The organism is Streptomyces sp. SKN60 (genome assembly GCF_026236535.1).
In the GTDB taxonomy this organism is placed as follows: Bacteria; Actinomycetota; Actinomycetes; order Streptomycetales; family Streptomycetaceae; genus Streptomyces.
Map to the genome: position 1 here is coordinate 42,552 of NZ_JAHTMW010000005.1, position 15,739 is coordinate 58,290.

A 15,739-nucleotide genomic window follows, 5' to 3' on the forward strand; every position below is an offset into this window, starting at 1 on the left:
ATTACCGGGGCGCGCCCGGCCACGTCCCGGTCGGGGCGCCGTCAGATCACCGGAGGCCGTCCGAGCCGGGCCATCCGCCACACCGTCCGCCACCGCATCGGCCGCCGCGGCGGACACGGCACACGCACCCCTTCGAAGAACCCCGCCCACCACGCCCTGAGTCCGTGCAGCGGCGGCCGCTGGACCAGGGTGTACGCCGCCCACGAGGCGAGGTACACCGGCACCAGCACCGCGGGTAGCCGGCGCTTGGCGAGCCACACGCGGTTCCGGCCCGTGTTCCGGTAGTAGACGGCGTGCCGTGACGCCTCCGTGCGGGGGTGCCGGAGCAGCAGGTCCGCCCGGTAGTGGATCTCCCACCCGGCGTCGAGCGCGCGCCACGCGAAGTCGGTCTCCTCGTGCGCGTAGAAGAACTCAGCCGGGAAGTCGCCGACCTCCTCGATCACGCTCATACGGATCGCGTGCGCCCCGCCCAGGTACGTCGTGACGGGCCCCGACTCCGCCGGATCCGCACCACCCAGCCGCGGCACATGCCTGCGCAGCGTCCGCCCCTCCTCGTCGACGATCCGGAAACCCACCACCCCCAGCCCCGGATTCTCTGCGAACGCCTCCCGCACGAGCCGCAGCGTGTCCGTCCTCGGCAGCAGCCCGTCGTCATCGAGGACCACCACCACATCCACGCCCCCACGCCCCCGCAACCACCGCACCCCGGCGTTCCGCCCTCCCGGAATCCCCAGGTTCTCCGCCAGTTGGACGCCCGCCACCCCGGCGGGCAGCTCCGGCAGCCCCACCCCCTGCCCGAGCACGACGACCGTCGCCGAGGCTCCCTCCTGGTCGGTGACCGATTTCAGCAGGGCATCAAGCTCTCGCTCCCGATCTCCCATGGTGAGCACGACGACGCCGAGCGAGAGCCGGTCCGCGTCAGCGTCCGCGTGCTGGCCCGTCACGCCCGGCCCCGCAGGAGCGCGGCGGCGCGCTGCTCCAAGCTCGCGGCCCCGGACACCCCGCGCCTCCGGTAGCCGGCCGCCGTCGCCCGAATCGCCTTGATCTGCTGCCGGTTCCGGTCGGAGACCACGCCCTCCATGAAGTCGATCGCTCGGTTCCACAGGCCGACGGCCTCTTCGTGCCGGTGTTGGGCGGCCACCGAGCTCCCCAGGTTCACCATGGTCAGGCCGTGTACGCGCTGGTAGGTGCCCGGCGCGCGGCCTGCCAGCGCTGTGCGGTAGTGCCGTTCGGCCGCCGGGTAGTCCTTCATCGCCGTCAGCGTCTTGCCCGTGTGCGAGGCAACCGTGGCCGTGACCGGTCCGGAACCCGCGGCGTACGAAGCCACGGCGTCGCCCGTGTCCGACAGCGCGTCCTCCGCTGCCAACAGGGCACGGGCGGCCTTGCCGCCCTCCCGGCTGCTCCCGTACGCCCTGGCGCACGTGACCAGCAGGAGGGCTTCGGTCTGCCTGTCGACGCGGCCCGCCGCACGCCGTAGCGCCTCCTCCGCCAGCTCGACGCAGGAGCCCGGATGGCCCAGATCCAGCGCCTGGTGGGTCAACGCCCGCATCATCCACGCTCCGTGGCCGCGCGGGTCGGACTCGCACGCCAGTTGGTAGCCGACGAGGTAGTACTGCTGGGCGACGCCCTCGCGGCCGAGATCGTGATGCTTCCACCCGATCAGGCAGGCCAATTGAGCAGCCGCCCCGAAGGCGTCCCGGCGGACGGCATCCGACGGGAATCGCCCCTCCAGCATGGGGACCACGGTGTCTGTCAGATATGCGGTGACCGTTGTCAGACCGTGTCCGCCACCCAGCCTGTCGTCCGCGCCTCGGAACACCTCTGTGAGCTGTCGGACGGTGGCGACCTCTTCCGTGCCGATGCAGCCCCTGGTTTTCGCCGCCTTGAGCGTGGCTGCGACGGCCTCGTGGTCGTAGGTGAGGGGGAGGCCGACAGCGGCCGCAGCGAAGGCGGTGTCGAGGAATTCCCTGCGGCGGAGCATCACAGACCTCCCGAGGTCGGTGGCGGTGGCCAGCGGATCGGCGCCCATAGCCTCCCTGGCCTCCCTGGTGCCAGCGCAGCCTAGACCGATCTCGGAGACCGTCACCTTCCTCTTGATCCTTCGTGACAGAGCTTCGGCGACGTATGAACGGGTCTGTCCGGCCGGTTTGCCGCCGGCGACCCAATAGGCGATGGCTGACGGCCCGGTGCTGAGTGTTTCCCCGGCCTCCGCAGCGATGGCACGGATCTCGCGCGCCAGCGCGAAGTAGGTGATCCCGGCCTCCGCGATGACGGCGGCGAGCTCGGTGTTCGGTGTTCGGCTCCCCGTCAACTCCTGCCCCCTCGGACGATCTTGAACGGCTTGAACGGGTCCCTCATGTCATCACGGTACCGACACGACGTGATCGTCGGTTCACTGAACGTGTCCGCTCGGGAGCGGTGACGACCAGTGCTCCCCCGAGGAGAGGAACAGCGGATGACCACCCCCGAACACACGCGCCACAAGGGCGCGGCCGATGCGCGGATCCCCGAAGTCCGGGATGCCTCACCCCCCGGCGCCCCCAGCCGCGCCCTGCGGATGCGGGCCGCCTCCGGGTGGGTGCGGTTCATGCGGCGGGCCGAGGCGGCGGGGTCGTATCCGGTCGGTCGGACGGGTACGAGCGGCATCCGCTGCTGGGCACTCGCGTCCGGGACACGGCCAGTGGGGCGGAGGGGGAGCTCACCGCCGTCACGCATGAACTGCACGGCGACGGGCGAGAGGTGCGCATCGCGCACCTCCGGGGCGGGAACGGCGTCGAGTGGACGGCGTCCGCCGACAACATCCAGGCCGCGCTGTGACCGTCCGCGCCGCACCGTCCACCCCCTCACGGCTCGCGCCGGTGCCGCGCGCGGTGGTGCTGCAGCCGACCACGCTGTGCCTGCCCATGGACTGCACCTACTGCTACCTGCCCTTCCGCAGGATCGCGCACCTGATGCCCGTACCCGTCGCCGAGGCCGTGGCGAGGACGGTCAACGGCTGGGCGGCCGACGATCCCGCCTTCGAGGTGGTCTGGCACGGCGGCGAACCGCTCGCGGCCGGCCGCGAGCACCTCGCCGCGCTCATGGCCCCGTTCCGGGGAGTGAAGCACTCCCTCCAGACGAATGCCGTCCTGCTCGACGACGCCTGGTGCGCCTTTCTGCGGGAGCGCGACGTACACGTGGGCGTCAGCATCGACGGCCCCGAGGACCTGAACGCACACAGGCTCACGCTCGCCGGTCACCCCGGCTTCCGGCTGACCATGCGGGGGATCGAGAGGCTACGGCGGCACGGCATCCCGTTCTCCGCCATCGCCGTCGTCTCCGACCCCGACCCCGCCCACGCGGCCCGCTTCTACGGGTTCTTCGCCGAGCTCGGAGTGACCGCCCTCGGCGTCAACGTCGAGGAGGAAGAAGGCGTCAACCACCGCTCCGCGAACGCCGATCCCGAGCGTGCGGCGGCTTTCTGGCAGGCCCTCGCCGAGGCCTGGAGTGCGAACCCGGTCGTGCGGCTGCGGGAGATGTCGCGGGTGATGGACTTCGCCCGCGCCGTGATCGACGACCGTGCGCCGGCGGTCGGCGCCGCATCCGACCCCTGGGATCCGCTGCCCACCGTCGCCCACGACGGCGGAGTGGTCATGCTCTCCCCGGAGCTGGCCGGCTTCACCGACGACCGGTACGGCGACTTCACCACCGGCAACGTGCTCTGCGACGGCCTCGACCTGCTCGTGGCAGAGGCCGAGGAGCGCACCCCCTGGATCACCGAGTTCTGGAAGGGCGTGGACGCCTGCCGCGCCACCTGCCCGTACTTCGCCTTCTGCGGCGGAGGCCATCCCGCCAACCGCTACTTCGAGCACGGCGGACGGATGGACGGCACCAGGACCCGGTACTGCAGCACCGCGAAGATCGCCCTCATCGAAGGAGTCACCCGTCATGCCGCCGAACACCGCCCGTGAACTCGTGATGCACTCGGCCGAGGGATTCCGGTCCCTCCTGGAGGCCGCGGGCAGCCAGGCCGTCGCCCGTTTCGACAACCGCCCCACCTGGGACAACCCCACGCCCACCTTCGACAACCGTCCGACCTGGGACAACTGGAACCAGAAGTCCTGACACCCCGGACCAACCCCAGAGGAGCGCTGTGGCCACTACCCGAACCTTCGACCGCGTCACGGTCACCACACCCGACCTGGACGAGCCGGGGCTTCACCTGGCGAAGGTCGACACCCTTGAAAGCCCGCGCGGAGTCATGCAGGACTTCGCTTACGCCGGCGCGGACCTCCGCGCGCTCGACCTTGCCGACCTCCGGCTGCTCACTGGTCGGATCGACGGCGTACGGGCACAACGCGCGACGTTCGAGGGACTGGTCGCGCACGACGTGGAGATCGGCGGCAGCGAGCTGGGGACCGCTCGCTGGAGCGAGAGCAGGCTGAGTCGCGTGCTGGTGCGTGACTGCAAGCTGCTCGGTGCCGCCCTGAGCGGAGTGGTTCTCGACGATGTGCTGTTCGAGCGCTGCAAGCTCGACTACGCGACATTCGAGAGGGTGCGGGCCACCGGGCCCGTCGTCTTTCACGAGTGCGTGCTGACCGAGGCGGTCTTCACCGACTGCGACCTCTCCGGGGTCGTCTTCTCGGACTGCGCGCTCAGGCGCGCCGAGTTCGGGGCCGGGCGATACCGGGGCGCCGACCTGCGGGGCAACGACCTCTCCACCGTCCGCGGCATCGCGCACCTCGCGGGCGTACGGATCGGGCCGGAGCAGCAGGGTGAGCTGGCGCAGGCGCTGGTGGGCGAGCTCGGGATCACCGTCGGCGACGTCTGAAGGAGGGATTAACCGGTCGACCGGGCCGGTCCGACGCGGTTCGCTGGAGGGATGGGTGGAGTTGAGTTGAGGACCGGGCGGCTGGTGTTGCGGGCGTGGCGGGAGGAGGACCTGGGGCCCTGGGCGGAGATGAATGCCGATCCGGAGATCCGGAGGCATCTGGGGGAGCTGCTCAGCCGGGCGGAGAGCGATGCCACCGTGGCGCGGATGCGGGAGGAGTTCGCGGCGCGCGGGTACGGGTGGTGGGCGGTGGAGTCGCGGGAGACCGGGGAGTTCCTGGGGCGGGCCGGGCTCGACCGGGTGGGGGAGGGGTTGCCGTACGGCGGGGTGGACGTCGGGTGGCGGCTGAAGCGGGACGCGTGGGGGTACGGGTACGCCACCGAGGCCGGGCGGGCCTGTCTGGAGTTCGGGTTCGGCGTGCTCGGGCTGTCGGAGATCGTCGCGTCGACGACCGTGCGTAACCTCAGGTCCCAGGCCGTGATGCGGCGACTCGGCATGACCCGCGATCCGGCCGACGACTTCGAGGACCCGAGCGCGCCCGAGGGGCCGCTGAAGGCCTGTGTGCTCCACCGGATGCGGCGGGAGAGGTGGGAGGCTCTTCGGTCCAACCTTGCCGAATCTATCGAGATTCGATAGATTTCCATCGTAGGTCGATGGAAAGGTGGGGCAATGGGAAAGCTGGCAGTGGGCGCGCTGCGCGCCGTGCTCGTGGTGGTGCTCACCGGCACCGTGTTCGTCCAGGCGTTGATGGTGTGGGTGCTGGTCAGTGGGAGTGACCCGGAGGACGGGTCGCTCCCGCTGACCCCGCTGCGTGTGATCACGATCCTGGGCATCGGGACGGCCCAGGTCACCATGGTCTGTGTATGGCGACTGGTCACGATGGTGCGACGCGGAACCGTGTTCTCCCGCGCCGCCTTCCGGTACGTGGACGTCATCATCGGTGCGATCGTCGCGGCTGCACTCGTGTGGTTCGCGGTCACGGCCATCAACGCGCCCGGCCAGCGGGACGACCCGGGCGTCACTCTCATCATGGGCGGGATCGGTGTGGCCATCCTGGGCGTCGCGCTCATCGTGCTCGTGCTGCGGATGCTGCTCGCCCAGGCCGTCGCCCGTGACGTCGAAGCGACGCGGATGCAGGCCGAGTTGGACGAGGTGATCTGATGCCGATCGCCGTCGACATCGACGTGATGCTGGCCAGGCGGAAGATGTCCGTGGGAGACCTCGCCGACCGCGTGGGGATCACGCCCGCCAACCTGGCGGTGCTCAAGAACGGCCGCGCCAAGGCGGTGCGCTTCGCGACGCTCGCCGCGCTCTGCGAGGTGCTTGAGTGCCAGCCGGGCGACCTGTTGCGCTGGGAGGCCGACGACACCGCGGGCGAATCGATCGTGCCGGCCGACGCGTCATAGTCGATCCCGCCCGCCCTTGACCGATTCCGCCGGCATCCCGGCGCCGTACCCGGGGAGATCCTGGGGAGACGCAAACTCCGTGGCGGCCTCGCCGCCGCCGGCCGTAGCCTCGCACGCATGCAGCCGCAGACGCGCATCGACGCCGACCTCGTCCGCCGGCTCGTCGCCGCCCAGTTCCCGCAGTGGGCCGGGCTGCCCGTACGGGAGATGGCGACGGCCGGGACGGACAACGCGATGTTCCGGCTCGGGGACGGGCATGTCGTGCGGCTGCCGAAGGCCACCTGGGCGGCCGGGGACGCCGAGAAGGAGCAGCGGTGGCTGCCGCGGCTCGCGCCCGGGCTTCCGCTCGACGTGCCGGTGCCCGTGGGATGCGGGGTGCCGGGCGAGGGGTACGGGCAGGTGTGGTCCGTGTGCGAGTGGCTGGACGGGCAGGACGCGTACGCCGCGCCGCTCACCGATCTGGCGCACGCCGCACGGGAGTTGGGGCGGTTCGGGGTCGCGCTGCGGGCCGCCGACGCGAGCGGCGGGCCCACCTCCTTCCGGGGCGGGCCGGTCACCGACTGGGAGGACGGCAACATGCCCGGGGCGATCCGGGCACTCGCCGCCCAAGGCCTCCTCGACGCCGAACGCGCCACCGCCGCCTGGGAGTCGGTGCTCCGCCTCCCCGCGTACGACGGCGACCCGGTCTGGGTCCACGGCGACCTGCTGCCCGGCAACCTGCTCACCCGCGACGGCCGGCTCAGCGCCGTCATCGACTTCGGCGGCCTCGGCACCGGCGACCCGGCCGTCGACACCATGGCCGCCTGGACCCTCTTCACCCCCGAGACGCGCCCGCTGTTCCGCGCGGCGGCCCAGGTCGACGACGCGACCTGGGCGCGCGGCCGCGGCTGGGCCCTGTGCTGGGGCATCGTGACCGAGGCCTACTACGGCGGCGGCCGGAACCCGGTCCTCGCCGCCGTCGCCCACCGGACGTGGACGGAGGCCCTCCCCGAATTCACTGATCAGGGAGTCAGCTGCTCCGGCAGCTCCGCCGCGTGCACCACCGCCAGGCCCGACACCGCACGGGTCAGCGTCACGTACAGCCGGCGCAGGCCCGTCCGCTCGTCCGGCTCGCCGTCCACGACCGCCGAGGGCTCGTCGAGGACCACGTAGTCGTACTCCAGGCCCTTCGCCAGCGAGGCCGGCACCAGGGTCAGCCGGGACTCGGCGGTCGTCTCCTCGCCGGGGGAGAGGTACGCCATCCCCGCCGCGTCCAGCGCCTCCGCCAGCGGCGCGATCCGCGCGTCCGCGGCGATCAGACCGATCGAGCCCTCGTGCGTCAGCGCCTCGACGCACGCCGCCACCACGCTCGCGTCAAGCGCCGCCGGCTCCGACCGCAGGATCTCCAGCGAACCCGGATTCTCACGGACCGACTCCACCGGCGCCAGACCCGGCGACATGTGCGGGAGCAGCCGCGAGGCGTACGCGATGACCTCGCGCGGCACACGGAAACCGGCGGTCAGCTCCTCCACCAGCGCCTCCGGCTTGCCCAGGTGCGCGAGCGCCTGCGCCCAACTCTCCGTCGCCCACGGCGTGGTGCCCTGCGCGAGGTCACCGAGGACCGTTGCCGAACCCGTCGTACAGCGCCGCCCCACCGCCCGGTACTGCATCGGCGACAGGTCCTGCGCCTCGTCGACCACCACGTGCCCGAGCGAGTGGGTGCGCTCGACCAGGTCGGTCGTCTCGTCGATCAGGACGGCGTCCGCCGCCGACCACTTCGCGGATTTCATGCTACGAGCGGGCTTCGCCCAGACCAGCAGCTTCTGCTCGTCCTCGCTCAGCACACCCGCCGCGTGCTCGGCCAGGAAGTCCGGGTCGCTCAGCAGCCGCAGGACCAGCTTGGCCGGCTCGACCGCCGGCCAGCACTCCTTCACGACCGCCTTGACCGCCGCGTTGCGCGCGACCGCGTTCTGCACCCGGTCGTCCGGCGCCTCGCCCGCCTGCTCCATCCGTACGAGGACGGCGTGCGCGATGCGCTGCGGCAGGGCCTCGCGGGCCGCCCCGTAACGGATGTCACGGTCCGTCAACTCTCGTACGATCTCTTCCAGTTCGTACGCCGGGACGCGCCAGCGGCGCGAACCCCGCACCACCATCAGCGGCTCGGTCGGCAGCGTTACGTGCGACCAGACCGCCCGCCGCAGCACCTCCGCCATCCGGGCGTCGCCCTTGACGACGGCGGTCGCCGCCTCGTCCGTACCGCGCACCTCCACGTGCGCGACCAGGTCGTCCACGGTCGCCTGCTTCACCTCCAGCTCGCCGAGGGCCGGCAGCACCTGCTCGATGTAGTGGAGGAAGGACCGGTTCGGCCCGATGACGAGCGTGCCGGTGCGGGCGAGCCGCTCCCGGTGCGCGTAGAGGAGGTACGCGACACGGTGCAGACCGACGGCGGTCTTTCCCGTACCGGGGCCGCCCTGCACGCACACCGTGCCGGACAGGTCGGAGCGGACGATCTCGTCCTGCTCGGGCTGGATGGTCGCGACGATGTCGCGCATCGGGCCGACGCGCGGCCGCTCGATCTCCGCCTGGAGGAGACGGCTGGTCCGTTCCAGCTCCGCCGGGTCGGAGAGGTGCTCGTCCTCGTACGCGGTGAGGTCGCCGCCCGTGTACCCGAAGCGCCGCCGCAGCCCGACGTCCTGCGGGTTCTTCTTCGACGCCTGGTAGTACGGCTGCGAGACCGGCGCACGCCAGTCGATCACCATCGGGTCGCCGTCGGCGTCGTGCACGTGCCGGCGCCCGATGTAGAAGCGCTGGCCCTCCTGCGTGGTGTGCAGGTAGTCGAGCCGGCCGAAGAAGAGCGGGGTGTCTGCGAGGTCGGCGAGGGCCTTGATGCGGTCCTCGATCTGGCGCGTCAGGATGACGGCGTTGACCCAGTTCGCGGTGACGTCCTTGATGTCGAGCGACTCGACGTCCTCGCGCATGGCGCGCAGCGCGGCGCGCGAGGCGGAGAGGTGGGCGCGCTCGCGCGCGAGCGGATCGTCGACGTCGACGGACATGCTGAGGCCTCCGGTGGGTACGGCGCGGACACATCACGGTGGCCGCCGGTTTCCGACCGGGCGGCGGCGCTCCACGTACGGAGTCGTGTACGGGAGGCGGGGAAGCCGTCGAGTTTAACGCCGGGCGGGCGCGGGGCGCGAATGGTTTTCGCCCGGGGGGGCCTGCCGGTCCCTGTGGGGGACTCCTGGGGGACCCGTAGGGGGTGAGGTCCGACTCACGGGGGACCCCGGTTCGACCCCTGGGCCGATGTGTTCGGAATGTCCGTTTCGGATGATGGATGCATGACCGCGACGACCAGCACCCTGACCTCCATGACGAGCCCCATATCCCGCCGCCTGGGCCTGGCCCTCCGCGCCGTGCACGCCTTCGGCGCCGCCGCCGTCGGAGTCGTACTCCTCGGCTCGTACGACGACCACGCGGCGGCGGGCGTACGGGCGCCCCGACCCGAGTACGCGAACGGGCCGGACTGATCCGACCGCCCAAGCGGGGGTGGGAGCGTTCACTCCTTCGAGGGGAACTCGCGTTCGGCTCCCGAAAAGTCGTCACTCTTCGTGATCGCCTCTGGCACGATCCGTGAGCACCTGAGTCCTCGCTCCGCACGCGTACCCCTTCCTGTGCGTCGAGCAGGATGCGCTTGCACGCGGAGGCAGAATGCCCGTCCCCACCCGACCACCCCTGTCCCTCCGGCGGCGTCTCGCCGCCCTCACCGCGACCCTCGGCCTGCTGCTCCCCGGCCTGTGGCTGGCGCCGGGGCTTCCCGTACCCGCCGAGGCCGCCGACCCGCCCCCGCTGGGCATGACCGTCACCGTCAGCCTGGACTGGTTCGAACGCTTCGAGGTCCCCGACGACGGCATCGACGAGGAGGGCGAATTCTATCCGGAGGTGAAGATCGGGGACAACGCGCTCCAGACCGGCCGGATCGTCTCCGACGACGCCTTCCACGCCAGCACCATCCCGAACCCGTGGGTCTTCACCCAGCAGGTCACCCTCTCGGGCAACCAGACCACGTTCCCCGTAGGGATCCAGATCAAGGACGAGGACGGCGGCGCCAACTTCGCGGACGACCGGATGGACATCAGTCCGCAGAACCAGGACATCGACCTCAACCTCACGTACAACGCGCTCAACGACACCTGGACCGGCGACTCCCTCGCGTACGGGTTCACCCCGCCGCCCAACCCGCCGTGCACCGACCGCCAGGGGAACCCGCAGGGGCAGGTGTGCGCCATCGGCGACGGCGACCCGAACTTTCCCAACGCCGGTGACGGCAAGCGCGCCGCCGTCGGCGTGACCATCACCACCAGCAAGCACAGCGACGCCGACCAGGACGGGATCGCCGACCGCTACGAGCGCTACGGAGTGCGCAACCCGGACAACTCGGTCGCCGTCGACCTCCCGGGCCTGCAGGCGGACCCGCTCCACAAGGACCTCTTCGTCGAGCTCGACTACTCGGCCGGATCGGAGCCGTCGCACGAGGCGATCCAGGCGGTCGAGCACGCCTTCGCGGTGGCCCCGCTGTCCAACCCGAACGGCGTGGACGGCGTCACCCTGCACGTCGACTCCGGCGGCCTCCACGACAAGACGGCCATGGAGGGCGCGCCGGAGGGCACCTGCAACGACGGCCTGGACAACGACGGCGTGAACGGCATCGACGGCGCCGACGCGAACTGCAACGACCGCGAACTCGGCGTCGAGGACTACACCGCCAACTGCAACAACGGCATCGACGACGACGGCGACGGCCGGCCGGACGCCCAGGACCCCGACTGCGTCGTCGGCGACGACCTGGGGGGCGGCAACCCGATCGCGGCCCCGCTGGCCAACTGCAACCTCGACGCGGACTACCGCGACACCAAGGCGCGCAACTTCCAGCTGCTGCGCCAGAAGGCGTTCAACTACGTCCTCTACACCACCCAGGACGTCGACACCGACGGCGCCGGCCCCGACACCGGCTGCAACAGCGGCGGCTACGGCTCCGGTACGGACATCATCCTCTACCGCACCGACCCCGGTTCCTTCATGCACGAGCTCGGCCACAACCTCGGGCTGCACCACGCGGGCACGGACGCCAAGCCCAACTGCAAGCCCAATTACGTGAGCGTCATGAGCTATTCCGTGCAGGGCGGCATCCCGCGCGTGGGCGGCGGCACGATCGTCGACTTCTCCCCGGCCCGCATCACCCTGGACGGCCGGCCGCCCAACGCCACCGATCCCGGCCGGTCCACGGCGGTGCTGCCCGAGCTCAAGGAGGACGACCTCCACGAGAACCGGGTCCTCGACCCGCGCGACCCCGTCAACCAGTTCGTCTTCTCCAACGGCGCGGGCGGCGTGAGCACCGTCCCCCTGAACCAGAACCCGGACTGGAACGGCGACAACCCGCTGGACGGCGGCGACGACGGCGATGCGAAGCAGATCGTCAACATCGACGCGACCGGCCCGGCCGACTGCGCGAACATGAGCACCGACGAGAAGCTCACCGGCCACGACGACTGGGCCCGCGTCCAGACGTACATGCCGAACCGCTTCCCGGTGGCCGGCGGCGCGCCGCCGGTGAGCGAGGACCCGCCCCTCCCGACGGCGGAGGAGGACGCACGGATCCGCGGGCTCCGCAACACCACCGACCTCGCCCTGACCCTCACCGACGCCCCCGACCCGGTCGCCGCCGGCGAGCGCCTGACCTGGACGGTCGGCGTGACCAACAAGGGGCCGAACTCCGCCACCTCGACCCAGATCACCACCGAGCTGCCCGCCGACGTCACCGACCCGGCCACGACCGGCCCCTGCCGGATCTCCGGCCGGACCGTCACCTGCAACCTGAGCGAGGTGCGGCAGGGCGCGCACCGGCAGTACACGATCAGCGCGCTCGTCCCCGCCGACCTCGTCTACGGCAACGGCGGCCCCAAGACGATCAGCGCGAGCGCGGCCGTGGTCAACCTGGCAGGACCGGACTCACGGCCCGCCGACAACACCGCCACCGCGGACACCAAGGTCATCGCCAAGGCCGACGTGTCGATCACCGGCACCCGGGCCACCAGCCCGCTGGAGGTGCTCATCGGCGAGCCCGCCACGGCGACCCTGGAGACCACCGTCGCCAACGCCGGCCCGTCCAGCCCGGTCGACACCCTGCTGACCACCCGCGCCACCGCCGACGCCGGCGTGAGCGTCACCCCGGCGACGGAGACCGTCCAGCAGACGGCGCTGCGCATCGGCACACCCCAGAAGGCCACGTACACCGCGCGGCTCTCCTGCACCACGCCCGGCGTCAAGAACGTACGGCTCGACTCGTCGCTGGCGCTGAAGAACCCGGAGGACGTCGACCCGGACCCGGGGAACAACACGGCGTCCACCACGTTCCGCATCGACTGCGTCGTGCCGATCGCGATCAACGTACGGCCGGGCGGCTTCCCGAACTCGATCAACCTCAACACCGACGCCACCCTGGCCGCGCTGACCACCCGGGCCGGCGAGTACGGGCTGCCGCTGGACTTCGGCGCGACGGGCATCGACGTGTCCCGGACCTACTGGGGCCTGCGGGAGCGCCTGTTCAACACGGCCACCCCCGCCGGAGCGCAGGAGATCCACGGCAGGGGCCACCCGGGCGACTCCTACGAGCTGGACGAACGGACCCGCGACGGCGACACCGACCTCGTCCTGCACTTCAAGCCGAGCGAGTCGGGGCTGACCCCCGACACGACCAGGGCGTGTCTGAAGGGCAAGTACCGGGCCGCGGGCGGGCAGGTGTACACCTTCCTGGGCTGCGACTCGGTGCGGGTGGTGAACTGACACCCGGCCGGAGCTGAAGAAGGAGACGGCCCCGCCGGGCAAGGCGGGGCCGTCCCGTACGTCTGAGCCGGGTCACTTCCCGGGCAGCAGCTCGCTCGCGTCCACGATCCGGTACGCGTACCCCTGCTCGGCCAGGAAGCGCTGGCGGTGGGCCGCGAAGTCCTGGTCGATGGTGTCGCGGGCGACGACCGAGTAGAAGTGCGCCTGGTGGCCGTCGGCCTTCGGGCGGAGCACCCGGCCGAGGCGCTGGGCCTCCTCCTGGCGGGAGCCGAAGGTGCCGGAGACCTGGATGGCGACGGTGGCCTCGGGGAGGTCGATGGAGAAGTTCGCGACCTTGGACACGACGAGGACGCTGATCTCGCCGTTGCGGAAGGCGTCGAAGAGCTTCTCGCGCTGCGCGTTCGACGTCTCGCCCTTGATCACCGGGGCGTCCAGATGGGCGCCGAGCTCGTCGAGCTGGTCGATGTACTGGCCGATGACCAGGATCTGCTGCCCGGCGAACTTCTTCACCAGGGCCTCGGTGACCCTGCGTTTGGTCGCGGTCGTCGCGCAGAAGCGGTACTTCTCCTCCGCCTCGGCCGTCGCGTACGCCAGCCGCTCGGAGTCGGTCAGGTCGACCCGTACCTCCACGCAGTCGGCGGGCGCGATGTAGCCCTGCGCCTCGATCTCCTTCCACGGCGCGTCGAAGCGCTTCGGCCCGATGAGTGAGAAGACGTCGGACTCGCGCCCGTCCTCCCGTACGAGCGTGGCGGTGAGGCCGAGCCGGCGGCGGGCCTGGAGGTCGGCGGTGAACTTGAAGACCGGCGCAGGCAGCAGGTGCACCTCGTCGTAGACGATCAGGCCCCAGTCGCGCGAGTCGAACAGCTCCAGGTGCGGGTAGACGCCCTTCCGGCGGGTGGTGAGCACCTGGTACGTGGCGATGGTGACCGGCCGGATCTCCTTCTTCGTACCGCTGTACTCGCCGATCTCGTCCTCGGTCAGCGAGGTCCGCTTGACCAGCTCGTGCTTCCACTGGCGGGCCGAGACGGTGTTCGTGACCAGGATCAGCGTCGTCGCCTTGGCCTGCGCCATCGCCCCGGCGCCGACCAGCGTCTTTCCGGCGCCACAGGGCAGTACGACGACGCCGGAGCCGCCGTGCCAGAAGCCCTCGACGGCCTGCTGCTGGTACGGGCGCAGGGACCAGCCGTCCTCGGCGAGGTCGATCGGGTGCGCCTCGCCGTCCACGTACCCGGCGAGGTCCTCGGCCGGCCAGCCCAGCTTCAGCAGGGTCTGCTTGATCTGCCCGCGCTCGGACGGGTGCACGGCGACCGTGTCGGGGTCGATCCGCGCCCCGACCAGCGGCTGGACCTTCTTCGACCGGAGGATCTCCTCCAGGACCGGCCGGTCGGTGGTGGTGAGCACCAGCCCGTGGGTGGGGTGCTTGCTGAGCGTGAGCCGCCCGTAGCGCGCCATCGTCTCCGCGACGTCCACGAGCAGCGCGTGCGGCACCGGATACCGCGAGAACTCCACGAGCGCGTCCACGACCTGCTCGGCATCATGCCCGGCCGCCCGCGCGTTCCACAGCCCGAGCGGCGTCACCCGGTACGTATGGATGTGCTCGGGCGCCCGCTCCAGCTCGGCGAACGCCGCGATCGCCCGCCGGCAGGCGTCGGCCTGCTCGTGGTCGACCTCCAGGAGGAGCGTCTTGTCGCTCTGGACGATGAGTGGACCGTTCACGTTGCGTGCATCCCCTTCCGCGCGGCCGGATTCCAGACCGGAACCTGCAGGCCAAACATCCAGTCTGCCTGACGCGAGGGAAAGAGGCGCTACCCCGCCGGGGTGCGCATCAGTGGGTTGTGGCCGATCGCGTTGTGGACGGTGAAGCTGACCGCGTCCGGGCGGTAGCGGTCGTCGGACCATTCGACCGGGCGGCCGTCGTGGGTGGTGGTGACGCGGCGGACGCGGAGGAGGGGGCTGGTGCGGCGGACGGCGAGGAGGGCGGCGTCGCGGGCGCCGGCGGAGATGGCGTCGATGACGTGCTCGCCGTGGGCGAAGACCAGGCCGGTGTCCTCGTAGAGGCGCTGGGTGACGGAGGCGCAGTCGGGGTCGACGGCCTCGACGGCGGGGGAGATCCAGTCGGCGTAGACGGTGCGCTCGACGAGTACGGGCTCGCCGTCGAGGCCGCGCAGGCGGAGCACGTTGAGCAGCGGCGTGCCCTGGGGGAGGTGGAGGCGGGCGGCGTCCTCGGCGGTGGCCGGGCGGTACTCCTGGGCGACGACCCGGCCGGTGGCGGTGCGGCCCATGGCCTGGGCCCACTGGGCGAAGCTGCGCAGCTCGGCGAAGCTCTGGCTGCGGCGCGGGGCCAGGACGACCCGGCGGGCGCCCTGGCGGGAGCCGATGAGGCCCTCGGCGGCGAGCGCGGCGACGGCCTGGCGGACGGTGCCGCGCGAGACGCCGTACCGCGTGGCGAGCTCGGTCTCGGCGGGCAGGTGCGCGCCGACCGGGTACTCCTCGCGGTGGATCGCCCGCCGGAGCTCCGCGGCGATCTGCTCGTGGCGCGCGGTCATCGTCTTCCGTTCCCCCCGGTTGTCTGCTGTGCACAGCTCTGTGCACAGCTCTGTGTGCAGCGCTTTCAGCGTAGACCAGGGGGCGCGTGGCTGGAAACGATCCCGAACAGGCTTGATTGTGCAGTGAATAGCGGGGATCCGTTCCGCTTCCGTTCACCTTC

At 71.4% G+C, this 15,739-nt stretch carries 13 protein-coding genes and 1 pseudogene; 9 read left to right on the forward strand and 5 right to left on the reverse strand.

All coding sequences use genetic code 11. The features are described 5' to 3' along the window. Window positions 1-41: 41 nt before the first annotated feature. Both KV205_RS09925 and KV205_RS09930 read right to left on the reverse strand, forming a co-directional pair. A complete protein-coding gene (locus KV205_RS09925; RefSeq protein WP_265864063.1) occupies window positions 42-881 on the reverse strand; it encodes a glycosyltransferase in 840 nt (279 codons plus the stop codon). A 59-nt stretch (window positions 882-940) separates the two neighbouring features. Then, window positions 941-2,311, reverse strand: a complete 1,371-nt coding sequence (locus KV205_RS09930) for a tetratricopeptide repeat protein (protein WP_265863761.1) — start codon at window positions 2,309-2,311, stop codon at window positions 941-943. Window positions 2,312-2,813: 502 nt separating this feature from the next. Here KV205_RS09930 and amcB point away from each other — a divergent pair. The 7 genes and pseudogenes from amcB to KV205_RS09965 form a co-directional block, all read left to right on the forward strand. Next, entirely contained in the window at window positions 2,814-3,950 is a 1,137-nt protein-coding gene (gene amcB / locus KV205_RS09935; RefSeq protein WP_265863762.1) for a cyclophane-forming radical SAM peptide maturase AmcB, read from the forward strand. Beyond that, on the forward strand, window positions 3,928-4,104 hold the full coding sequence (amcA, locus tag KV205_RS09940; RefSeq protein WP_265863763.1) for a multiple cyclophane-containing RiPP AmcA: 177 nt from the start codon (window positions 3,928-3,930) through the stop codon (window positions 4,102-4,104). The genes amcB and amcA overlap by 23 nt, the downstream gene beginning before the upstream one ends. Before the next feature lie 28 nt (window positions 4,105-4,132). Beyond that, complete coding sequence (locus KV205_RS09945; RefSeq protein WP_265863764.1) at window positions 4,133-4,810, forward strand: pentapeptide repeat-containing protein; 678 nt, start codon at window positions 4,133-4,135, stop codon at window positions 4,808-4,810. Window positions 4,811-4,861: 51 nt separating this feature from the next. Beyond that, window positions 4,862-5,446, forward strand: a complete 585-nt coding sequence (locus KV205_RS09950) for a GNAT family N-acetyltransferase (RefSeq protein WP_265863765.1) — start codon at window positions 4,862-4,864, stop codon at window positions 5,444-5,446. A gap of 33 nt (window positions 5,447-5,479) precedes the next feature. Then, entirely contained in the window at window positions 5,480-5,971 is a 492-nt protein-coding gene (locus KV205_RS09955) for a DUF2975 domain-containing protein (protein ID WP_265863766.1), read from the forward strand. Beyond that, window positions 5,971-6,216 carry a helix-turn-helix transcriptional regulator gene (locus KV205_RS09960; protein WP_265863767.1) on the forward strand — a complete coding sequence of 82 codons (246 nt, stop codon included), beginning with the start codon at window positions 5,971-5,973 and terminating at the stop codon, window positions 6,214-6,216. The genes KV205_RS09955 and KV205_RS09960 overlap by 1 nt, the downstream gene beginning before the upstream one ends. Before the next feature lie 207 nt (window positions 6,217-6,423). Then, window positions 6,424-7,095: pseudogene (locus tag KV205_RS09965) on the forward strand (aminoglycoside phosphotransferase family protein); the annotation flags it as partial. Between the two features lie 122 nt (window positions 7,096-7,217). Here the strand turns inward: KV205_RS09965 and KV205_RS09970 are convergent. After that, the gene (locus KV205_RS09970) at window positions 7,218-9,248 is read right to left on the reverse strand and encodes a UvrD-helicase domain-containing protein (RefSeq protein ID WP_265863768.1); all 2,031 of its coding nucleotides are present in this window, start codon (window positions 9,246-9,248) and stop codon (window positions 7,218-7,220) included. 282 nt (window positions 9,249-9,530) lie between these two features. On the opposite strand from KV205_RS09970, the gene KV205_RS09975 reads away from it, so the two are divergent. Both KV205_RS09975 and KV205_RS09980 read left to right on the forward strand, forming a co-directional pair. Continuing rightward, window positions 9,531-9,719 carry a hypothetical protein gene (locus KV205_RS09975; RefSeq protein WP_265863769.1) on the forward strand — a complete coding sequence of 63 codons (189 nt, stop codon included), beginning with the start codon at window positions 9,531-9,533 and terminating at the stop codon, window positions 9,717-9,719. Between the two features lie 181 nt (window positions 9,720-9,900). Further along, the gene (locus KV205_RS09980) at window positions 9,901-13,032 is read left to right on the forward strand and encodes a hypothetical protein (RefSeq protein ID WP_265863770.1); all 3,132 of its coding nucleotides are present in this window, start codon (window positions 9,901-9,903) and stop codon (window positions 13,030-13,032) included. A 72-nt stretch (window positions 13,033-13,104) separates the two neighbouring features. Here KV205_RS09980 and KV205_RS09985 read toward each other — a convergent pair whose 3' ends face one another. Together KV205_RS09985 and KV205_RS09990 are read right to left on the reverse strand one after the other, a co-directional pair. After that, entirely contained in the window at window positions 13,105-14,748 is a 1,644-nt protein-coding gene (locus tag KV205_RS09985; RefSeq protein ID WP_265863771.1) for a DNA repair helicase XPB, read from the reverse strand. Window positions 14,749-14,837: 89 nt separating this feature from the next. Next, window positions 14,838-15,578 (reverse strand): GntR family transcriptional regulator, encoded by a 741-nt coding sequence (locus tag KV205_RS09990; RefSeq protein WP_265863772.1) that lies wholly within the window; start codon window positions 15,576-15,578, stop codon window positions 14,838-14,840. Window positions 15,579-15,739: the final 161 nt, after the last annotated feature.